The organism is Thalassospira sp. MBR-102 (assembly GCF_040549275.1).
In the GTDB taxonomy this organism is placed as follows: Bacteria; Pseudomonadota; Alphaproteobacteria; order Rhodospirillales; family Thalassospiraceae; genus Thalassospira; species Thalassospira xiamenensis.
In genome coordinates this window covers 190,363-210,272 of record NZ_JBEPTC010000008.1, presented here as the reverse complement: position 1 = coordinate 210,272, position 19,910 = coordinate 190,363, and the positions used below count along the sequence as shown (strand labels likewise).

Here is a 19,910-nt window from a genome sequence, read left to right as displayed (position 1 = left end):
ACAGCTCGAACGAAACAAAACACCCCCAGCCTCACAGCCGGGGGTGTTCGTTTGTCAGAGCTCAAAAGCTCCAATCCAGATCATTTCAAAGGCGTTTTTAAGCCTTACGCGGCGAGGTCGAACCGGTCCGCGTTCATCACCTTGGTCCAGGCCGCGACGAAGTCCTTGACGAACTTCTCGTGGTTGTCGTCCTGGGCGTAGACTTCGGCATAGGCGCGCAGGATTGAATTGGAACCGAAGACGAGGTCAACGCGGGTCGCTGTCCATTTGGTTTCGCCGGTTTTGCGATCAACGATGTTGTACAGGTTGTCGCCGACCGGTTTCCAGCTATAGGCCATGTCGGTCAGGTTGACGAAGAAGTCGGTCGTCAGTTTGCCAACACGGTCGGTAAAGACGCCGTGTCTGGTGCCGCCATGGTTGGTGCCAAGAACGCGCATGCCACCGACCAGTGCGGTCATTTCCGGTGCGGTCAGGCCCATGAGCTGGGTACGGTCCAGCATCATTTCTTCGGGCGAGACCACATAATCGTCTTTCAGCCAGTTGCGATAGCCGTCGGCCAGCGGCTCCAGCGGCTCGAAACTTGCGGCGTCGGTCATTTCGGCCGTCGCATCGCCGCGGCCCGGTGCGAACGGGACGGTGATGTTGACACCGGCATCCTTCGCGGCCTTTTCAACGGCTGCCGTACCACCGAGCACGATCAGATCGGCAAGGCTGACTTTCTTGGCAAGGCCCGCCTGAATGCCTTCCAGGGTTTTGAGAACCTTGGCGAGGCGTTCGGGCTCGTTCCCCGCCCAGTCCTTTTGCGGGGCAAGGCGGATGCGCGCCCCATTGGCGCCGCCGCGCATGTCCGATCCGCGATAGGTGCGCGCACTGTCCCAAGCGGTGTTGATCAGTTCGGCACTGGTGAGGCCAGAGGCCAGCAGTTTGGACTTGAGATCGGCGATTTCGGCGTCCGAAAGCGTGTAATCAACACTTGGGATCGGGTCCTGCCAGATCAGGTCTTCTTTCGGCACGTCCGGACCGACATAGCGGACTTTCGGGCCCATGTCGCGATGGGTCAGTTTGAACCATGCACGGGCAAAGGTTTCGGAGAAATATTCCGGGTCCTTCATGAATTTCTGGCAGATGGCGTTATAGGTCGGGTCGACCTTCATCGCCATATCGGCATCGGTCATGATCGGTTTGCAGCGGATCGAGGGATCCTCGACATCGACCGGCATGTCTTCTTCCTTGATGTCGGTCGGTTCCCACTGCCATGCGCCAGCCGGGCTTTTTTTCAGCTCCCACTCGTGGCCGAACAGCATATCGAACCAGCCCATATCCCATTTGGTCGGGTTAGACGTCCATGCGCCTTCGATGCCCGAAACCATGGTATCGCGGCCAATGCCACGGCCATTGGTTTTCATCCAGCCGATGCCCTGATATTCGACGTCGGCGGCTTCTGGTTCGGGGCTGAGGTCCGATGGCGAGCCATTGCCGTGCGATTTGCCGATGGTGTGGCCGCCTGCGGTCAGGGCCGCGGTTTCCTCGTCATCCATTGCCATGCGGGCAAAGGTTTCGCGGACTTGGGCGGCGGTTTTCATCGGGTCTGGCTGCCCGTTCACACCTTCCGGGTTCACATAGATCAGGCCCATCTGCACAGCCGCCAGCGGGTTTTGCATGGTGTCGGGGCGGGTGATGTCCTCATAACGGCTGTCGCTTGGTGCCAGCCATTCCTTTTCCGCACCCCAATAGGTGTCCTTTTCCGGGTGCCAGACATCTTCGCGGCCAAAGGCGAAGCCATAGGTTTTGAGGCCGGCGACTTCATAGGCAATCGTGCCGGCTAGGATCATCAGATCGGCCCAGGAGATTTTGTTGCCATATTTGCGCTTGATCGGCCAGAGCAAACGGCGGCCCTTGTCGGTGTTGACGTTATCAGGCCAGGAGTTGAGCGGGGCGAAACGCTGGTTGCCGGTGCCGCCACCCCCACGGCCATCGGCCAGACGATACGAGCCTGCGGAGTGCCATGCGACACGGGCGAACATGCCAACATAGCTTCCCCAGTCGGCGGGCCACCATTCCTGGCTTTCATTCATCAGCGCGCGAAGGTCGTTTTTAAGGCCTTCGACGTCGAGCTTTTTGAGTTCTTCGCGGTAGTTGAAGTCCTTGCCCAGCGGATTGGTTTTGATGTCGTGCTGATGCAGGATGTCGAAGTTAAGCGCGTTTGGCCACCAATCCATGACCGTGGTGCCCAGGGCGGTCATACCGCCATGCATGACCGGGCATTTCCCTGCTGTGTGTTTTCCGTCCATTTCTCTCTCCCGTAATGGCTGGCTGTTCTTGCTTTCCTGACCTGATCAGGTGTCTCTCTCCGGGCGGGTCGTGGGGCCGTCATATCGAGCGCAGGAACATTTGAATATTCTGGTGAACATTTCGGCGTGAGGCTTCCCTGTTCAAGGTAATGTCTAAACTTGTGATCGCAACAAGACGAGATTGTTAAATCATTGGGCGTCATGTGAGGCGATGCTGTCAAGCAGGCTAACGCGGTTTGCGTGCATAGGTTAAATAGTTATTTATGAAATTTTCGATAGATTTTATCGATGGTATTGCGGGCTGATTTTGGGTGCCTCCGGTTTTTGCTTTTAATCGGTGGGGCGGGGCCGGATAATCGGCCCGCGAAATAATGCTGTTTTGACAGGGGTTTGTGATGAAGGTCGGGATTGTCGGGGCGGGAATGGTTGGCAGTTCGGCGGGTTTTGCGCTTGCCCTGATGGGGATTGTCAGTTCGGTCGTGCTGGTCGATCACAATGCCGAACTTGCGATTGCGCAGGCCGAGGACATTGCCCATGCGGTGCCGTTCATGTCTTCCTGTGTGGTGGAGGCCGGGGATTATGACCGGCTTTCAGGTGCGTCGGTCGTGATCCTTGCCGCCGGGGTCAGCCAGAAACCCGGTGAAACGCGTTTGGCGTTGCTTGAACGCAATGCGGCGGTGTTTCGCGATGTGGTGGGCAATGTGTTGCGCGTTGCCCCCGATGCGATTTTGCTGATTGCGTCGAACCCGGTTGATATCATGACCCAGATCACGGTGCGGTTATCGGGGCTTCCGGCCGCCAAGGTGATCGGATCGGGCACGATCCTTGATACCGCACGGTTCAGGAGTTTGCTGGGCCGGCATCTGGGGATTTCGCCGCAATCAGTGCATGCCTATGTCCTTGGCGAACATGGCGATAGCGAGGTTCTGGCATGGTCGAATGCGCGGGCCGGGTCGCTTTCACTTGCCGGGTTTGCCGCCCAGGTCGGATCGGCGATTACCGCCGATGTCCGGGCCCGGATTGATGATGGGGTGCGCAATGCGGCCTATAAGATCATCAAGGGCAAGGGGGCGACCTATTACGGGATTGGCGCGGGGCTTGCGCGGATCGTCAAGGCGATTGCGCAGGATCAGCAGGAAGTCCTGACGGTGTCGATGGTCAATCGCGAGATCGAAGGGGTGGCCGATGTCGCGCTTTCGATTCCGCGTGTGATCGGGGCCACGGGCATCATGACCGATCTTTTCCCCGATCTGGATGGCGAAGAAAGGGCTGCTCTTCATCGCAGTGCGGCGTTGCTGAAAGCAACGGTGGAGGCGGTTTCGCTTTGATTTCGCTTTGATCTTGTGCGGGGCTGAATTTCAAAAGACATAATTGCCCGCTTTTCACAGCAGGGGCGAACGCGTTAGGCTTGCGGATAGATCAATCAAACATCTTTGGGGAAGTTGTGCGACATGGACGGGTCCGATCAGGCGGTGCCGGATATCGCCTATAGCCCGATGCCCGACGAAGCAGGCATCCGTGACTTCATCGCCAGATGCGACCGGCTTTATCCGCCCGATGCGGTTGCCGCCGATATTGCGCAGCAACGCAAATGGTATGAAGCACTTTGTGATGCGTTTGCCTATCCCCATCCGCCGGGGCTTCTGAGCCGTGATGACCATATTGCCGGGGTGGCGGTCAGGATGTATTACCCGGCGAAGATTCGCACAACGCGGAAGTTGCTTTACCTGCATGGCGGTGGGTTTATCGTCGGGTCGCTGGATAGCCATGATGCGATCTGTGCCGAGATTGCCGAGGCGGCGGGGGCGGAAATGATTTCGGTCGATTACCGGCTGGCCCCCGAACATCTTTGGCCGGCTGCGCATCAGGATGCGTTTGCGGTTGCGCGCGATGTGCTGTCGCACGGTGCGGAGATCGTCCTGATTGGCGATAGTGCCGGGGCGACATTGGCAGGTGGCCTTGCGATCCGGGCGCGCGACGAGGGGCTTGGCGCAGGCGTGATCGGGCAGGTCCTGATTTATCCGGCCCTTGGCGGGGACCTTGGCTGGCCATCCTATGGGCAGATGGCATCGGCCCCCGGATTAAGTACCGATGATGTGATTTATTATCGCGATGTCCTGAAGGCACCGATGGATGATCCGGTGGCCTATCCGCTTTCGGCGGAGGATTTGCGCGGGTTGCCGCCGACCTATATCACCGCGGCCTATTTTGATCCGCTGCGCGATGACGGGCGGGAATATGCCGCGCGCCTTGCCCGGGCCGGGATTGACGTGACGTACCGCGAAGAACCGCAGATGATCCATGGCTGGCTACGTGCGCGGTATATGAGCGACGGGGCGGCGACCGGGTTCCGGTTTTTGTGTGACGCGATAAAGCGCATGGCAGCGGAATAATCGCGCAGAATGTTGCGGTAATTTTCACAAGATAGATAATGATCCGGGGTTGATCGTGCAGATGATTGGCCTAATTTATTTGGCTGTTTCTTTCGATTGATTGGCGCGGTTTTGTTCCTGTATTCACCCGTGTTGTAAAATCCCCCTGCGATGGGGGTTTTGATAATTTCCTGTTCTGGTGATAGTCTTGGTCGCCTCATCTGTTTCGAAGGTGTGTTTCGCCCGTTAGGGCACCCGTAGAACGGAGGCAGGGAATGTATCGCAAGATCATGGTACCCGTGGATCTGACGCATATCGACAGGCTGGAAAAGGCGCTTTCGACGGCGGCGGATCTGGCAAAGCATTATGGTGCGGAAATCTGCTTTTTCGGGGTCGGGACAAATACCCCATCCCCCATTGCGCACAATCCGGCGGAATATGATCGCAAGATGGCGGCCTTTGCCGAGGAGCAGGGCAAGAAGACCGGTATCAGCTGTTCGGGCATGACCCGCATTTCACATGATCCGGCGATTGATCTGAGCGAAATCATTGTTGATGCGGCAACAGAGGCCAGGGCGGATATGATCGTCATGGCATCCCATGTGCCGGGTATTGCCGATCATATTTTTGCATCCCACGGCGGATATGTTGCGTCGCATTGGGATCATTCCGTGTTCCTGGTGCGTTAATAGCAGGCAAATCGGAAAAATTGCGGCCGGGGGTGGCCGCAAATATGCTTTTCAAGGGAGATTTTCATGGGATCGAATGCCGAGACGGGCATCGAAAGCCCGGATGGTGCCGCCAATCCGATCGAGACCGATTATGAGATCGGGCAGGATAACATCACCACACAGATCGGGCCGTTCGGGCTTGATGTTCATAACCCCGTCTTTCTGATATCGGGCTTGTCGATTGTGGCGTTCGTGTTTCTGACACTGGCGTTTCAGGACAGTGTGGGGCCGATGTTCAATGACATGCGGGGCTGGCTGACATCGACGCTTGACTGGTTTTTCCTGTCGGCGGCGAATGTGTTTGTTCTGTTGTGCCTGTTTCTGATCGTCTCCCCGCTGGGCAAGGTGCGGCTTGGCGGGCAGGATGCGACGCCCGATTATTCCTATAGCGGCTGGTTTGCCATGCTGTTTGCCGCCGGCATGGGCATCGGCCTTATGTTCTATGGCGTGTCAGAACCGATATCGCATTTCACCACCTCGATGGGGGGTGCGGTTGTTGGTGATGGCGGGGCCCGGACGGACTGGGCACCGCTTGGCGGGGCGATGGGCGATGCGGATGCTGCCTTTGACCTTGGCATGGCGGCAACGATTTTCCATTGGGGCCTTCATCCGTGGGCGATTTATGCCACCGTGGCGCTCGCACTTGCGCTGTTTTCGTTTAACAAGGGCCTGCCATTGACCATGCGGTCGGTGTTTTATCCGGTCTTTGGCGAACGGGTATGGGGCTGGACCGGGCATGTGATTGATATCATGGCGGTATTTGCCACCCTGTTCGGGCTTGCGACGTCGCTTGGTTTTGGGGCGGAACAGGCTAATGCCGGGCTTCAATTCCTGTTCGGGTTACCGGAATCCGACGGATCGAAGGTGTTCCTGATCATCGGGATTACCGGCATTGCGCTGATTTCTGTCCTTGCCGGGCTTGATGCCGGGGTCAAGCGGCTTTCGGAAATCAATATGGTTCTGGCGGCATTGCTTTTGCTGTTTGTCGTGCTGGTCGGGCCGACGATGGATATCATCAAGGGCTTTTTCACGAGCCTTGTCGCCTATGTCGAATATCTGCCGGCGCTTTCGAACCCGGTCGGGCGCGAGGATGCCAATTTCAGCCAGGGCTGGACGTCATTCTATTGGGCGTGGTGGATTTCGTGGTCGCCCGTTTGTCGGTATGTTCATCGCGCGCGTATCGCGGGGCCGGACGGTGCGGGAATTCATTACCTGTGTTCTGATCATTCCGTCGCTGGTTTGTGTGCTGTGGATGACCGCATTTGGCGGGACGGCGGTGCATATGGTCAATGAAGGTGTTCAGGCGATTGCCGATGCCGCCCTTCCGATCAAGCTTTTCACCATGCTTGAACAATTGCCGTTGCACTCGATCACGTCCTTTATCGGCATTGTTCTGGTGATCGTGTTCTTTGTCACGTCATCGGATTCCGGGTCGCTGGTGATTGATACGATTACCGCAGGCGGCAAGGTCGACGCCCCGGTGCCCCAGCGTATATTCTGGTGCACGTTTGAAGGACTGGTTGCGATTGCGCTGCTGCTTGGCGGCGGATTGGGAGCCTTGCAGGCGATGGCGGTTTCAACCGGTTTCCCGTTTGCGATCATTCTTCTGCTGGCGTGTTATTCCATCATTCAGGGATTGCGCAGCGAACCACGCTGAACGGCAGATCGATAGACGTAAAAAAGGGGCGCAGAAAATTGCGCCCCTTTTATTTTGCGGTTTGTTTTGCACTGACCCGTCGATTACGGCTTGATCCGTTCGAAGGTCATGATCGATTTGTTGCTGCCATCGACCAGCAGCAGGTCGTCTTCCTGCAATTTCCAGCCTTTGACATCGGCCATGGCGGCGATGAAGGCGTCCTCGATCTCCATCGCGTTTTCCATGCACATCATTTTGGTGCTGCCAAGCGGGGAGACATCAAGGGCGGTGTCGTTTCGGGTGTAATTCCCGAAATAGCGGTTGCAACCGGTCGATCCGGCAACCTTGCCGTCCTTGGTGAAATTCACACTGGCCAGGATCGGCGTCATTGGCATCAGGGTTTTGTCTTTGGCCTCTATCCGCATCAATTGCCAGTCGCGATCCGCGATGGCCGACCAGTCGGCGGGGGATTTTTCCTCGGCCGGTTTGGTCGTGGCGGCACAACCGGCAAGCCACAGGCTGCTGGCGATGCCAAATGCGGCGAAGGTTAAAGAGGTTGCTTTGCGCATTGGAAATATCCTGTGTTTGGAGGCTGTCTGGGTCTGAATGCCGTGTTTCGGGCAGCATGAACCATGCCGGGATACTCATACGACTTTGCGGCGAAATTTTAGCAGGGTCACACCGCATTTTTATCGTTTTTTCATAAGGGCTTGGCGGGGTTGCGGTGCACAAGACCTTTGCGCTTGGCGGTGTCGGGGGCTATGGTATCCGGGCCCGCCACCATCTTAAGGTCACCATCATGAAGCTTTCCCTGTCTGACGCACATGCGCTTGTGTGTGATACCCTGCTGCGTTGCAAGGTTGATCCCGACAATGCCAGATCGGTGGCAACCGCCCTGATCACGGCCGAGGCCGCAGGACAGGGCGGGCACGGTTTGCGCCGCGTTCCGGCCTATGCCGCGCAGGCCCGTGCAGGCAAGGTGGACGGGTTTGCCAAACCGGTTGCCGATCAGCCGTTTCCCGCCGTGTTGCGGATTGATGCGCAGTTCGGCTTTGCCTATCCGGCACTTGACCTGATGATCGAACGATTGCCCGATATCGCGCGTGCGCAGGGGATTGCGGTGGCGGCAATCCATAAATCCCACCATGCCGGGGTGATGGGACTTACCGTGGAAAGACTGACTGAGGCGGGGCTGGCGGCGATGATGTTTGCCAATGCCCCGGCCGCGATGGCGCCCTGGGGTGGTCGCCGCCCGATGTTTGGCACCAACCCGATTGCCTTTGCCACCCCGATCAGGGATGGCGATCCGATCGTGATTGATCTGGCATTGTCCAAGGTGGCGCGCGGCAAGATCATGGCGGCCAAGCAGAAAGGGGTTCCGATCCCCGATGACTGGGCATTGGATGCAGACGGCAATCCGACCACCGATGCGGTCAGGGCGCTTGAAGGCACGATGATTCCGGCAGGCGGGGTCAAGGGTGCGGCACTTGCCATGATGGTCGAAATGCTGGCCGCCGGGTTGACCGGTGCGCAATTCGGGCATCAGTCATCGTCGCTGTTTGATGACAAGGGTGCGCCGCCCGCATTGGGCCAGCTGGTGATTGCGATTGATCCGGTTGCGGTTGGCGGGGCGGGGATCATTGATCATTTGCGCTATATCGCAGATGAAATCGCGCTTGAGGAAACCGTGCGGTTGCCGGGGCGGCGCGGGCAGAATGCGCGCCGGGATGCGGAAATTCAGGGGCTGGATATCGAAGATGATGTCATCGCCGCGATTGAGGCCATCAAGTAAATCCATACGCGATTATGCGAAATACGAGACCCCGGCAGTTTCTTTCTGTCGGGGTTTTTCGTGATCTGGCTCGCCTGTATCCATATTTGTGAACGCGGTCACAAGTAATAATTGAATTATTACACTGCCATTTCTTGGGTGAACATTTTTTTATTTGAAGAATATATTGATGTATAGACAAGTTTGATTGTTGTCGGTGAAATGAAGGCGTCGTAATCATCGAACTGTAACATCATCGTCACCATAGAGTCGCGGTTTGTGCGTAGCTTCTTGACCAGCGAAACACAAGCAGGCGGACTTTAATGCTGGTCGTAGATATTTCCGGACTGAACAAGAGCTTCTCGCGCGATAAACGGGCATTGAACAATGTCAGTTTACAGGTCCGCGAGGGCGAAATGGTCGCGCTGATCGGGGCGTCCGGTTCGGGCAAATCCACCCTGATCCGTCATATTGCCGGTTTGCTGCGCGGGGATCGCGATGGTGGCAAGATCGAAGTATTCGGTGAAGTCATCCAGCAGAACGGCCGTATTGCAAGGGGGGCGCGCAAGGTGCGCGCCGATATTGGTGTTGTGTTTCAGCAATTCAATCTGGTCAGCCGCCTGACGGTTCTGACCAATGTTCTGACCGGGATGCTGGGCCGGGTGCCGGCATGGCGCGGGTCGCTTTGCCTGTTCACCAAGGCCGAGCGCATTCGGGCGATGACCGCGTTAAAGCGGGTCGGCATTGACGGGCATGCGATGAAAAAGGCGCGCAACCTTTCGGGCGGGCAGCAGCAGCGTGCCGCGATTGCGCGCACGATCACGCAGGGCGCACGCCTTATTCTGGCGGACGAGCCGATTGCATCCCTTGATCCGGCGTCATCACGCAAGGTGATGAATACGCTTGATCGTGTGAACCGCGAAGACAATGTCACCGTGATCGTATCGCTGCATCAGGTCGATTATGCCCGTGATTATTGTGCGCGCACGATTGCGATGCGCGATGGCGAAGTCGTTTTTGACGGCCCATCCACCGAACTGACGCCGGAATTCCTGCGCGAACTTTACGGCGAATATTCTTCCGAGCTTTTCGCACCTGCCCCGGATGACGTTCCGGCCAAGAGCAGGGTCGCGGAGAAGGATCTGGCTTTCGTTTCAAGCTAGATCAGGACGATTTCTCTCTGCCTTACCTCTTTTTATTTCACCTCTACCAACCAACCTGACGGGGGACTTCCCATGATCCGCAAGACAATTGCATCCGCGGCCCTTGCTGCCAGCATGCTCGTAACCGGCATGGCCTATGCCGATGTCGAATTCAAGCCGCTTGAAAAAGACCCGGAAACCATCGTGTTCGGTTTCATTTCGACTGAGTCGAGTGCCAACCTGAAGGCACAGTGGCAGCCGATGATCGACGATATGGAAGAAGCGCTTGGCAAAAAGGTCGAGGCATTCTTTGCCCCGGATTATGCCGGCATCATCGAAGGCATGCGTTTTGGCAAGGTTCACGTTGGCTGGTTTGGTAACAAGTCGGCGATGGAAGCCGTTGATCGTGCGGGCGGCGAAGTTTTCGTCCAGACGTCCAAAAGCGATGGTACGAACGGCTATTATTCCCACATCATCACCCAGGCCGATAACGACAAGCTCAACACGCTTGCCGATATGCTGAAATGCGACGGCACGCTTAACTTCGGTATCGGTGATCCGAACTCGACCTCCGGCTTCCTGGTTCCGACCTATTACGTCTTTGCGCAGAACGGCGTTGATCCGAAGAACTGCTTCAAGACCGTTCGCAACGCGAACCATGAAACCAACCTGATGGCGACCGCCAATCATCAGGTTGACGTTGCGGCCAACAATTCCGAACAGCTTGCGCGCACCCAGATGGTCAAGCCGGAAATCACCGACAAGGTCAAGGTTATCTGGACCTCGCCGCTGATCCCGTCTGATCCGATGGTTTATCGCAAGGATATGTCGCGCGAACTGAAATCCGAAATCAAGGCGTTCTTCCTTGGTTATGGTCGTCTGGGCAATGTTGAAGAAGCCAACAAGGTTCTTGGCGGCATTCAGGATGGCATGGGCAAATTCATGGAAAGCAGCAATGCGCAGCTTTACCCGATCCGTCAGCTTGAACTGTATAAAAACAAGCTGAAAATCGAGAACACCGCCGAACTGTCCGCCGACGAGAAAGCAAAACGCGTTTCTGAAATCGACAAGAAACTCGCAGAACTCGATATCCTGGTTTCTTACGAGTAACCGGCATCCGAACGGGGAGCCCCGCATAAGGGCTCCCCGTTTGTTTTTATTTCCCGGGAAAAGCACATGAACAGCAGCCTTTCGACATCGGCCGTAACCGCCGCAGAACTTCCGCCGCGCGATCTGAAACGTTCAGGCGCAAGTTTCCTTCTTTGGGCGTTCATTCTGGCCATTCTGGCCCTGTCCTGGGAGGGGGCCGACATGCGGCCCATGGCCCTGATTGAAAACAGTGGCAACATGGTCGATTTCGCGGACGGGTTTTTCCCGCCGGATTTCCTGATGTGGAAAACCTATGTCAGCGAAATGTGGATCACCATCCAGATTGCGATCTGGGGCACGGCGCTTGCGATTGTCTGTTCGATCCCGTTTGGCATTCTGTGTTCTGAAAACATCGTTCCGTTCTGGGTTTACCAGCCGGTACGCCGCCTGATGGATTCCTTCCGCGCGATCAATGAAATGGTTTTTGCCATGCTGTTTGTTGTTGCGGTTGGTCTTGGTCCGTTTGCCGGTGTGCTTGCGCTTTGGATCCATACCACCGGCGTTCTGGCAAAGCTGTTTTCAGAAGCCGTCGAGGCGATTGATCCCGAACCGGTCGAAGGTATCCGGGCCACCGGTGCCAACGGGTTGCAGGAGGTCATCTTTGGGGTGATCCCGCAGGTTCTTCCGCTTTGGATTTCTTATTCGCTGTATCGGTTTGAAAGCAATGTGCGGTCGGCAACCGTTCTTGGCATTGTTGGTGCGGGTGGTATTGGCATGGTTTTGTGGGAATATATCCGCGCATTTTATTACGCGGAAACCGCAGCGGTCATGATCATCATCATCATATCGGTTAGTCTGCTTGATGTGATTTCGCAGCGTCTGCGCAAACTGGTGACCTGATCGATGACGTTCAAGATTACGCAGGCCAAACCGGCAATGAAGCACTTGTCGGAAGCCCCGACGATTGATCAAACGGCGGTTGTTGTTGATTGCGAGTTTGGTGTCTGGACCGAAATTGGCCCGCGCACCAGCATCCGCGAAAGCGTGATGGGTGATTATTCCTATGTCGTCAATGACAGCGAGATCATCTATTCCGACATCGGGAAATTCGTAAATATCGCCGCCCATACACGGATCAATCCGGGGCAGCATCCGATGGACCGGGCATCGATGCATCATTTCCAGTACCGGTCGAGTGCCTATGAACTTGGCGAGGACGATCCGGCGTTTTTTGACTGGCGGCGCGAAAAGCGCGTCAAGCTTGATCATGATGTCTGGATCGGGCATGGCGCGATTGTTCAGGGCGGGGTCACCATCGGGATCGGGTCGGTGGTTGGATCGGGTGCGGTGGTGACCAAGGATGTGCCGCCCTACACGATTGTGACCGGTATTCCGGCCACGCCATTGCGCCCGCGATTTGACGCGGAAATTGTCGATGCGCTGCTTCGCATTTGCTGGTGGGACTGGGATCATGCAACATTGGCAGACCGGCTTGACGATTTTCGTCGTTTGCCGGTACGGGATTTCTGTCTGAAATACGATCTGCGATAAATCGACATCCAATCCGAGGCCCCATGACCGATTATCAGCGTTATGCTGTTTATTATGCACCAAAAGCCAACAGTGATCTGGCGGGTTTTGGCAATGCCTGGCTGGGGCGTGATCCGGCAACCGGGCGGGAAATTGACCGCCCGGATATTGCGGGACTTGACCGGGACGAGATCGCATCAATCACCGTTTCCCCATCGCGATACGGGTTTCATGGCACCCTGAAACCGCCATTTGCCTTAAAGGATGGGCAGACACGCGCGCAGCTTGAAAACGCGATTGTCGGCTATTGCGCCGGGGCAAGCCCGGTTTCGTGTGGTCCCCTGATCCTGAAAGCCATCGGAAGTTTTATCGCACTTGTCCCGACCGACCCGGTCGGCGGGCTTGGCGATCTGGCATCCGGTCTTGTGAAGGTGCTTGACGGTTTCCGCCAGCCCGAAGACGAAGCCGCGATGAATAAACGCCGTGCATCGGGGTTAAGTGATCGACAGGAAGAATATCTGGTCCGGTGGGGTTATCCCTATGTGATGGAAGAATTCCGTTTTCACCTGACGCTGACAGACAAGCTTGACCCGGACCGGATGATGCGGGTGCGCGATGCGCTTGCCCCGATTGTTGCACCCTTGTGCGAGGCACCATTTACGATCAGCGATGTCTGTCTTTTTGGTGATCCGGGTGATGGAAAGCCGTTTGATTTGTTGGGGCGCTTTGCGCTTGGATGACAGGTGATTGCGCCGTGGGAAATAAAAAATGCTGCAGCGTTTTGCTGCAGCATTTTTTGTTCAGACTACCCGGTTTCCGGGCGCTTGGTCCGTGTGTGCCGGGCGGTGGAAAATGGCATCAATGAAGCGGCCAATACCGGTTTCAAGGTCATTGTCATTTTCAACGGCGATCACGTTGGGACCATCGACCTGATAGGCCGATGCGCGCCGCAGGCGTTGTTCGATATCGTCGGAACTTTCGCGGCCACGGGCCACAAGGCGTTGGCGAAGGGCATCTTCGTGCGCCCGGATGCTGATGACCCGGACGTGATCGGAACCCAGAAGATCGCGGGCATCGTCAATCACGCTGCGCGAGGCGTTGACGACAACGATTTTGCCGTTGGCGACGTCGTTCTGGACATGATTGGGAATGCCGTAACAAAGATTGTGCGCCCGCCAGCTCAGCAGAAAGGCACCCTGCTTTGCCATGGATGCAAAATCCTCGGCGCGGACCGGAATATGGATTTCGCCAACCGACCCGGCCGGGCGGGTAATGCAGCGACGGGGAAACAGGATGGTTTCATCGTCGTGCAAACGCGCCCGTGCCGCATCCAATAGGGTATCCTTGCCAACCCCGCTGGGGCCGACGACAAGAATCAGTAATCCATTTTCCGATGCGCCATGATGGATGTCATGGCGCGCGGTCATGACACGCGGCTTCCCAGACGCCAGACACCGCGCACAATCGGATGATGCGGTGAATGATGGACCCGGATCAGATCGCCGCGTTTGCCAACCGCAATCTCGCCCCGGTCATCAAGGCCGACCTGTCTGGCCGGGGTCAGGGTCGCGGTGCGCACCGCACGCGGAAGATCATAGGCGTCGAAATCATCAAACAGCTTCATGACGCCATGCAGCAGGCTGTGGGGGACATAGTCGCTTGAAATAATGTCGAGATAGCCGTGTTTCGCCAGATCGCCCGCCGCGACATTGCCGCTGTGTGAGCCGCCGCGCACAAGGTTTGGCCCACCCATCATCACGCCAAGCCCGCCTTCGTGCGATGCCTTGGCGGCCGCCAGTGTCGTTGGGAATTCGGCCACGGTCATTTTATCGGCGACGGCTTCGGCGACATGTTCCTCGGTTGCGTCATCGTGGCTTGCCAGTGCAAGGCCCCGGCTATGGGCGACGTCGACAACGTGACGGCGATGTTTGGCTGAATACAGTTCGGAATCACGTTTGCGGCTGGCGACGAATTTGCGCATTTCCTCGTCCGAGAGGCCGTATTTGCCCTGATAATAGGTGTAATAGGCATCCAGACTGACGAATTGGCGTTGGCCCGGCGTGTGATCCATCACCGAGAGCATCTTGACCAGAGGCAGATCAACCAGATTATCGAGCGCCTCGACCAGCCCACCATAGGACGTTTCACAGCGCAGATGCAGTTTGTGATCTGCACGCAAAAGGTTGTTCTCGAGCGCATGCTGAAGGGCGGTCACTGATTCAACCAGTCGTTCGATCCGTTCTGATCCGTCTGAGACGTCGCCGACAGAGATGGCATCAAAGACCGTTGTGATGCCGGCACTGGCGACCTGATTGTCGTGCGCAATCACGGCGGCGGTGGCGGGCCAGCGGGTTTTGGGGCGCGGGGTCAGGTGTTTTTCGAGATTGTCGGTATGAAGTTCGACCAGTCCGGGCATCAGGTAATCGCCGCCCATGTCTTCGGCACCGGGCAGGTTGGACGGGCGGTCCGAGATATCGGTGATCAGTCCGTCCCTGATCTGAACGGCACCCTCGATGACATCATTGGCGAGGACAATTTTGGCATTGGTAAAAATCTGTTCAGTCATTGGCCCCAACTTTAAACGAAGTCACATCAAACGATCCCGTGCAGACCGCATCGCGGGTTTCGTGATCATGGAAAATACCGGCAATGGCAGCGCCGCGTGCCTTGGCTTCTTCAATCAATGCCAGAACCGTGGCACGATTTTGGGTGTCAAGCGATGCGGTCGGTTCATCAAGCAGCATGATCGGATAATCGGCGATAAAACCGCGCGCGATATTCACGCGCTGCTGTTCGCCCCCGGAAAAGGTCAGGGGGGAAAGTTGCCACAGACGTTCGGGGATGCGCAAGCGGGTCAAAAGGTCGCGGGCCTTTGCCAGTGCCGTTTCGCGGGCGGTACCCAGCGCGATCAGGGGTTCGGCGACGATTTCAAGTGTTGGTACGCGCGGAATGACGCGCAGGAACTGGCTGACATAGCCCATGGTGCGTTTGCGCATATCAAGGATCGCATGCGGGCTTGCGGTGGTGATATCAAGCCAGTCACCATCGTGAAACACGCTGATCGAGCCGCTTGAACAGGTATAATTGGCATAAAGCATGCGCATGAAGGTGCTCTTCCCCGATCCGGATTCACCGGTCAGCGCAATGCATTCACCGGCATTGAGGCGGAATTCGACCCCTTCGAATACCGGGATCGTGACGCTGCCCTGAGTATGCAGGGTAAAGCCCTTGGCGACGTTTGTGGCGTGAAGCATTTCAGACATTTCAATCGCCCTAATTTTGCAGGATGGAAGAAACAAGCAGCTGGGTATAGGCGTGCTGCGGATCGTCGAGCACCTGATCGGTCAGGCCGCTTTCGATCACTTGGCCGTTCTGCATGACCATCAGGCGATGCGATAGCAGGCGGGCAACCGCCAGATCGTGGGTGACGATGATCACCGCCAGATTAAGGTCGTGAACCAGCCCGCGCAGCAGATCGAGCAGGCGGGCCTGAACCGAGACGTCCAGACCACCCGTGGGTTCGTCCATGAAAACGAGACGCGGGCTGGTTACGAGGTTGCGGGCAATCTGCAGGCGTTGCTGCATGCCACCCGAAAAGGTTGAGGGCAGATCATCAAGGCGTTCGGTGGCAATTTCGACCTTGCCAAGCCAGTTTTCGGCGGTGCTTCGGATATTGCCGTAATGACGATCACCGACCGCCATCAGGCGTTCGCCGATATTGGCCCCTGCACTGACATTCATGCGCAAACCATCGCGGGCATTCTGGTGGACAAACGCCCAGTCGGTGCGCATCAGCAATCGACGTTGCGCTTCGGACATCTGATAGACATCGCGGATGCCATCGATGCGGGTATGGTATTCGACTGTGCCCTTGGTCGGTTCCTGCCGGGCTGCAATGCTGCGCAGCAAAGTTGATTTGCCCGAACCGGATTCACCCACGATGCCAAGCACCTCGCCGGGGCGGAGTTCGAAACTTACATTGCGGCAACCGACCCGGTCACCATACATCATGGTCAGGTCGGAAACGCGCAGAAGCGGTTCATTTGAACGGGTCATTATTCTGCGGCCTTTCCGTTGCTGTGGCTGGTGCCAAGGGGCTGGTCATGATGTTGCGGGCCGCGATGGCCGGCTTCCTGCCGTTCGCTGCAATAATCGGTGTCCGAGCAGACAAACATCCGGTTGCCCTTGTCATCGAGGATGACCTCGTCAAGGTAGCTGTCGGTTGCGCCGCACATGCCGCATTCGTCTTTCCAGCTTTGCACCTCGAACGGGTGATCTTCGAAATCGAGGCTTTTGACCTTTGTGTAAGGCGGCAGGGCATAGATGCGTTTTTCGCGTCCGGCCCCGAAAAGTTGCAGGGCGGCCATCATGTCCATTTTCGGATTGTCGAATTTCGGTGTCGGCGACGGGTCCATGACATAGCGATCATCAACCATCACCGGATAGGCATAGGTGGTGGCGATATGGCCGTGGCGCGAAATGTCTTCATAGAGCTTCACATGCATCAGCCCATATTCCTCAAGCGCGTGCATCTTGCGCGTTTCGGTTTCGCGCGGTTCAAGGAAGCGAAGCGGTTCGGGGATCGGCACCTGATAGACAAGGATCTGGTCTTCGCGCAGTTCCTTTTCGGGAATGCGGTGGCGGGTCTGGATGATCGATGCCTCGGCGGTTTTTTCGGTGGTGGCGACATTGGCGGTCTTGGCAAAGAACTGCCGGATCGATACCGCATTGGTGGTGTCATCCGCGCCCTGATCGATGACCTTAAGCGTATCGTCCGGGCCGATGACGGCGGCGGTGACCTGCACCCCGCCGGTACCCCAGCCATAGGGCATCGGCATTTCGCGGCCAGCAAACGGCACCTGATATCCGGGGATGGCAACGGCCTTTAGCAGCGCGCGCCGGATCATGCGTTTGGTTTGTTCATCAAGATAGGCAAAATTATAGGCCGAAGATGCTTGCGCCGGATTATTTACGGTCTGTTCCATATTGGTTACTCCGCGGCTTCGGGTTGTGATCTGGCGTTTTTGGCATCGGCTGCATCCGCCTTTGCCAGACGTTCCAGCACTTCGGTACGCATGCGCCGGACAAGTTCAAGTTCGCCCTGGAAATCGACATAGTGCGGCAGCTTGATATGTTCGACAAAGCCGGTTGCCTGCACATTGTCGCTATGTTCCATGACGAATTCCTCGTCCTGGGCCGGGCCCATGACCTGTTCGCCCATTTCGCGCGCACGCATGGCGCGATCCACCAGCGCCATCGAAATCGCCTTGCGTTCGTTCTGACCAAACACAAGCCCGTAACCACGGGTGAATTGCGGCAGCTTGGTTTTTGATCCCTTGAACTTGTTGACGGTTTCGCATTCGGTCAGCTCGATATCGCCGATATCGATGGCAAAGCCGAGTTCTTCGGGTTCGATTTCGACCGCAACGCTGCCATAGCGGATTTCACCGACAAAGGCGTGGCTGTTGGCGTAGCCGCGCTGGGTGGAATAACCGAGCGCCAGAACAAAGCCCTCGTCCCCGCGGGCGAGATTTTGCAGGCGCAGATCACGATCCGCCGGGAATTTGACCGGCTCGCGCGTCAGATCGGCGACCGGGGCGTCATCATTGGTCGGGTTGGGTTCATCCTGTATCAGGCCCTCGTAATTCAGAAGGTCGTCAAGAACGCGGGGCATGGTTTCATCCACCGGATGATCGGCGGTGTGGGCGGTTGCCGGTTCCTCGCCATTGGCCATCAGGGTGAAATCAAGCAGGCGGTGGGTGTAGTCAAATGTCGGGCCGAGAATCTGCCCGCCCGGCAAATCCTTGAAAGTTGCCGAAATGCGGCGTGCGATATCCATTTCGGCGGTTTTGACCGGCTTGGAAAAGGCAAAACGCGGCAATGTCGTGCGATAGGCGCGCATCAGAAAGATCGCCTCGATCAGGTCCCCGCGACCCTGCTTGATGGCAAGGGCGGCCAGATCGCGGTCATAAAGCGATCCTTCGGCCATGACGCGGGTGACGGACAGCGACAATTGCTGTTCGATCTGGCTGGTTTCAATTTCGGCAACGTCCCTGTCGCCACGGCGTTTTTCGGCCAGAAGCCGGTGGGCATTGTTGATGGCGCGTTCGCCACCTTTGACGGCTACATACATTTTATCTGACCTCGATCCGGGTGGTGCGCGGAAGGGCGGCGATTTTGCGATCTGCGGCAAAGACGACATCGACACCGCAGGGGAACAGATGATGGTTTTCCGCGCGCCATGCGTGGAAGGCGGCAGGCAGGCCGGGCACGGAAAGGTTCTGGCTTTCCTTGATGCCGGGGCCACGCAGGATCATGTCGGCCTTGTCCGATATGTCTTCGACCATCAGGATCAGGGTTGCCGACTGATCGGGATATTCGGCATTGCCAAGCGCCAGATCGGTGATGAAACCAAGATCACCATCAAGGCGGGCGACGGCAAAATCGGAAGCGGACGGTGTGCCGGTGATCGGGCTGCCGCAATGGAATTTCAGATGGGCATTGGCAGCGTCCGATGCGCAATCAGGTGACAGCCAGATTGTCGTATCCATATCGGCCATGGCCAGCAGAAAGGCGGTTGCGGATTTGTTCAGCCCGGCCGGTGCCGGGATATCAAGCGGCAGATCGTAAATCCGACCGGGATGCGCCATGGCATCCAGAAGGGTGCGAAACACGGCATTGGACTCAAAGGCGGCATTTTCAAAACCGCGCAGCAATTCGGGGGACCGTGGTTGCAGGGTCATTCGTCTTCTCCGCGGACAAGGGTAAAGAAATCGACCTTGGTGGCGGCAACCTTGCGGGCGTTTTCGCGTTTTGCCTCGGCCTGCTGGCGGGCGAGCATGTCGATGAAATCGGACGCGGCGTCGTCGCGTTGCATGATGGCATCAAACAGGGCGGCATATTGCGCCTGTATCTTGTCGCGCCCCTTGACATAGGAATGACCGACGGTGCCGTCGGACAAAGTGACCGCGCAGCGTGTGACGGTCATTTCGCCAAGGTTGAAGCGCTGCCCGGCCCCACCGGCGCGACCGCGCACCATGACCATGCCGATTTGCGGTTCGCGCAGGTGGCTCCATTGCACATCGGCAAAATGATCGTGCCATTCCTGTTCAAGAATTGTGCGGCCTGTCCGCGCCAGCACCGCCATCCAGCGTTGGCGTGCCTGTGTGGCGGGATCGATGTTCGATCCCTGGTCTGATCCGGATTGCGGGGCGGGTTGCGCCGTCATCTGTTTGATCCTTCTATGCGGGTATCGACAAATTCAAAATTTGTCTAGACGTCTATACATATTCACGTTATAAGACGATTACGCGGGCTTGGCAAAGGCCTTGCGGTGAAAGTTTTGTGA

General features: G+C 57.0%; 21 protein-coding genes. 11 read left to right on the top strand and 10 right to left on the bottom strand.

Annotation, left to right across the window (positions count from 1 at the left end; genetic code table 11):
• Positions 1-104 precede the first annotated feature (104 nt).
• Entirely contained in the window at positions 105-2,291 is a 2,187-nt protein-coding gene (katG, locus tag ABIE64_RS15015; RefSeq protein WP_354377841.1) for a catalase/peroxidase HPI, read from the bottom strand.
• A gap of 395 nt (positions 2,292-2,686) precedes the next feature.
• On the opposite strand from katG, the gene ABIE64_RS15010 reads away from it, so the two are divergent.
• From ABIE64_RS15010 to ABIE64_RS14990, 5 genes are all read left to right on the top strand, one after another.
• Complete coding sequence (locus ABIE64_RS15010; RefSeq protein ID WP_354377840.1) at positions 2,687-3,619, top strand: L-lactate dehydrogenase; 933 nt, start codon at positions 2,687-2,689, stop codon at positions 3,617-3,619.
• Between the two features lie 123 nt (positions 3,620-3,742).
• Positions 3,743-4,684, top strand: coding sequence for an alpha/beta hydrolase (locus ABIE64_RS15005; protein ID WP_354377839.1), 942 nt, complete (start codon positions 3,743-3,745; stop codon positions 4,682-4,684).
• A 254-nt stretch (positions 4,685-4,938) separates the two neighbouring features.
• Positions 4,939-5,352, top strand: coding sequence for a universal stress protein (locus tag ABIE64_RS15000; RefSeq protein ID WP_037990365.1), 414 nt, complete (start codon positions 4,939-4,941; stop codon positions 5,350-5,352).
• 66 nt (positions 5,353-5,418) lie between these two features.
• Positions 5,419-6,687, top strand: a complete 1,269-nt coding sequence (locus tag ABIE64_RS14995) for a BCCT family transporter (protein WP_354377838.1) — start codon at positions 5,419-5,421, stop codon at positions 6,685-6,687.
• Entirely contained in the window at positions 6,590-7,051 is a 462-nt protein-coding gene (locus tag ABIE64_RS14990) for a BCCT family transporter (RefSeq protein ID WP_354377837.1), read from the top strand. Before ABIE64_RS14995 ends, ABIE64_RS14990 begins: the two co-directional genes overlap by 98 nt.
• An 83-nt stretch (positions 7,052-7,134) precedes the next feature.
• Here ABIE64_RS14990 and ABIE64_RS14985 read toward each other — a convergent pair whose 3' ends face one another.
• Positions 7,135-7,599, bottom strand: coding sequence for an META domain-containing protein (locus ABIE64_RS14985; protein ID WP_354377836.1), 465 nt, complete (start codon positions 7,597-7,599; stop codon positions 7,135-7,137).
• Positions 7,600-7,754: 155 nt separating this feature from the next.
• On the opposite strand from ABIE64_RS14985, the gene ABIE64_RS14980 reads away from it, so the two are divergent.
• From ABIE64_RS14980 to ABIE64_RS14955, 6 genes are all read left to right on the top strand, one after another.
• Positions 7,755-8,822: an Ldh family oxidoreductase gene (locus ABIE64_RS14980; RefSeq protein WP_354377835.1), complete on the top strand. Its 1,068-nt coding sequence runs from the start codon at positions 7,755-7,757 to the stop codon at positions 8,820-8,822.
• A gap of 302 nt (positions 8,823-9,124) precedes the next feature.
• Positions 9,125-9,964, top strand: coding sequence for a phosphonate ABC transporter ATP-binding protein (gene phnC, locus ABIE64_RS14975; protein ID WP_007089256.1), 840 nt, complete (start codon positions 9,125-9,127; stop codon positions 9,962-9,964).
• A 72-nt stretch (positions 9,965-10,036) separates the two neighbouring features.
• Positions 10,037-11,053: a phosphonate ABC transporter substrate-binding protein gene (gene phnD, locus ABIE64_RS14970; RefSeq protein ID WP_007089255.1), complete on the top strand. Its 1,017-nt coding sequence runs from the start codon at positions 10,037-10,039 to the stop codon at positions 11,051-11,053.
• Positions 11,054-11,119: 66 nt separating this feature from the next.
• Positions 11,120-11,932: a phosphonate ABC transporter, permease protein PhnE gene (gene phnE / locus ABIE64_RS14965; protein WP_007089254.1), complete on the top strand. Its 813-nt coding sequence runs from the start codon at positions 11,120-11,122 to the stop codon at positions 11,930-11,932.
• Positions 11,933-11,935: 3 nt separating this feature from the next.
• The gene (locus ABIE64_RS14960; RefSeq protein ID WP_354377834.1) at positions 11,936-12,583 is read left to right on the top strand and encodes an LbetaH domain-containing protein; all 648 of its coding nucleotides are present in this window, start codon (positions 11,936-11,938) and stop codon (positions 12,581-12,583) included.
• Between the two features lie 23 nt (positions 12,584-12,606).
• Positions 12,607-13,302, top strand: a complete 696-nt coding sequence (locus tag ABIE64_RS14955; protein WP_354377833.1) for a DUF1045 domain-containing protein — start codon at positions 12,607-12,609, stop codon at positions 13,300-13,302.
• 60 nt (positions 13,303-13,362) lie between these two features.
• Here ABIE64_RS14955 and phnN read toward each other — a convergent pair whose 3' ends face one another.
• The 8 genes from phnN to phnG are packed head-to-tail and all read right to left on the bottom strand — an operon-like array spanning position 13,363 to position 19,790.
• Positions 13,363-13,989, bottom strand: coding sequence for a phosphonate metabolism protein/1,5-bisphosphokinase (PRPP-forming) PhnN (gene phnN, locus ABIE64_RS14950; RefSeq protein ID WP_354377832.1), 627 nt, complete (start codon positions 13,987-13,989; stop codon positions 13,363-13,365).
• Complete coding sequence (locus tag ABIE64_RS14945) at positions 13,986-15,128, bottom strand: alpha-D-ribose 1-methylphosphonate 5-triphosphate diphosphatase (protein WP_354377831.1); 1,143 nt, start codon at positions 15,126-15,128, stop codon at positions 13,986-13,988. Before ABIE64_RS14945 ends, phnN begins: the two co-directional genes overlap by 4 nt.
• Positions 15,121-15,825 carry a phosphonate C-P lyase system protein PhnL gene (gene phnL, locus ABIE64_RS14940; RefSeq protein WP_354377830.1) on the bottom strand — a complete coding sequence of 235 codons (705 nt, stop codon included), beginning with the start codon at positions 15,823-15,825 and terminating at the stop codon, positions 15,121-15,123. Before phnL ends, ABIE64_RS14945 begins: the two co-directional genes overlap by 8 nt.
• Positions 15,826-15,835: 10 nt before the next feature.
• Positions 15,836-16,618, bottom strand: coding sequence for a phosphonate C-P lyase system protein PhnK (gene phnK, locus ABIE64_RS14935; protein WP_354377829.1), 783 nt, complete (start codon positions 16,616-16,618; stop codon positions 15,836-15,838).
• On the bottom strand, positions 16,618-17,547 hold the full coding sequence (locus ABIE64_RS14930; RefSeq protein ID WP_354377828.1) for an alpha-D-ribose 1-methylphosphonate 5-phosphate C-P-lyase PhnJ: 930 nt from the start codon (positions 17,545-17,547) through the stop codon (positions 16,618-16,620). Before ABIE64_RS14930 ends, phnK begins: the two co-directional genes overlap by 1 nt.
• Before the next feature lie 5 nt (positions 17,548-17,552).
• On the bottom strand, positions 17,553-18,695 hold the full coding sequence (locus ABIE64_RS14925) for a carbon-phosphorus lyase complex subunit (protein ID WP_354377827.1): 1,143 nt from the start codon (positions 18,693-18,695) through the stop codon (positions 17,553-17,555).
• A gap of 1 nt (position 18,696) precedes the next feature.
• The gene (phnH, locus tag ABIE64_RS14920) at positions 18,697-19,305 is read right to left on the bottom strand and encodes a phosphonate C-P lyase system protein PhnH (protein WP_354377826.1); all 609 of its coding nucleotides are present in this window, start codon (positions 19,303-19,305) and stop codon (positions 18,697-18,699) included.
• Positions 19,302-19,790, bottom strand: a complete 489-nt coding sequence (gene phnG, locus ABIE64_RS14915) for a phosphonate C-P lyase system protein PhnG (RefSeq protein WP_354377825.1) — start codon at positions 19,788-19,790, stop codon at positions 19,302-19,304. Before phnG ends, phnH begins: the two co-directional genes overlap by 4 nt.
• Between the last annotated feature and the right edge of the window lie 120 nt (positions 19,791-19,910).

Bases quoted from the DNA above. Each gene is read 5' to 3' on its own strand.
- katG (WP_354377841.1), bottom strand. From the start codon at position 2,291: ATGGACGGAAAACACACAGCAGGGAAATGCCCGGTCATGCATGGCGGT.
- ABIE64_RS15010 (WP_354377840.1), top strand. From the start codon at position 2,687: ATGAAGGTCGGGATTGTCGGGGCGGGAATGGTTGGCAGTTCGGCGGGT.
- ABIE64_RS15005 (WP_354377839.1), top strand. From the start codon at position 3,743: ATGGACGGGTCCGATCAGGCGGTGCCGGATATCGCCTATAGCCCGATG.
- ABIE64_RS14955 (WP_354377833.1), top strand. From the start codon at position 12,607: ATGACCGATTATCAGCGTTATGCTGTTTATTATGCACCAAAAGCCAAC.
- phnG (WP_354377825.1), bottom strand. From the start codon at position 19,790: ATGACGGCGCAACCCGCCCCGCAATCCGGATCAGACCAGGGATCGAAC.
- phnD (WP_007089255.1), top strand. From the start codon at position 10,037: ATGATCCGCAAGACAATTGCATCCGCGGCCCTTGCTGCCAGCATGCTC.
- phnC (WP_007089256.1), top strand. From the start codon at position 9,125: ATGCTGGTCGTAGATATTTCCGGACTGAACAAGAGCTTCTCGCGCGAT.
- ABIE64_RS14930 (WP_354377828.1), bottom strand. From the start codon at position 17,547: ATGGAACAGACCGTAAATAATCCGGCGCAAGCATCTTCGGCCTATAAT.
- phnE (WP_007089254.1), top strand. From the start codon at position 11,120: ATGAACAGCAGCCTTTCGACATCGGCCGTAACCGCCGCAGAACTTCCG.
- ABIE64_RS14945 (WP_354377831.1), bottom strand. From the start codon at position 15,128: ATGACTGAACAGATTTTTACCAATGCCAAAATTGTCCTCGCCAATGAT.
- phnN (WP_354377832.1), bottom strand. From the start codon at position 13,989: ATGACCGCGCGCCATGACATCCATCATGGCGCATCGGAAAATGGATTA.
- phnL (WP_354377830.1), bottom strand. From the start codon at position 15,825: ATGTCTGAAATGCTTCACGCCACAAACGTCGCCAAGGGCTTTACCCTG.
- phnH (WP_354377826.1), bottom strand. From the start codon at position 19,305: ATGACCCTGCAACCACGGTCCCCCGAATTGCTGCGCGGTTTTGAAAAT.
- ABIE64_RS14985 (WP_354377836.1), bottom strand. From the start codon at position 7,599: ATGCGCAAAGCAACCTCTTTAACCTTCGCCGCATTTGGCATCGCCAGC.
- phnK (WP_354377829.1), bottom strand. From the start codon at position 16,618: ATGACCCGTTCAAATGAACCGCTTCTGCGCGTTTCCGACCTGACCATG.
- ABIE64_RS14925 (WP_354377827.1), bottom strand. From the start codon at position 18,695: ATGTATGTAGCCGTCAAAGGTGGCGAACGCGCCATCAACAATGCCCAC.
- ABIE64_RS15000 (WP_037990365.1), top strand. From the start codon at position 4,939: ATGTATCGCAAGATCATGGTACCCGTGGATCTGACGCATATCGACAGG.
- ABIE64_RS14995 (WP_354377838.1), top strand. From the start codon at position 5,419: ATGGGATCGAATGCCGAGACGGGCATCGAAAGCCCGGATGGTGCCGCC.
- ABIE64_RS14960 (WP_354377834.1), top strand. From the start codon at position 11,936: ATGACGTTCAAGATTACGCAGGCCAAACCGGCAATGAAGCACTTGTCG.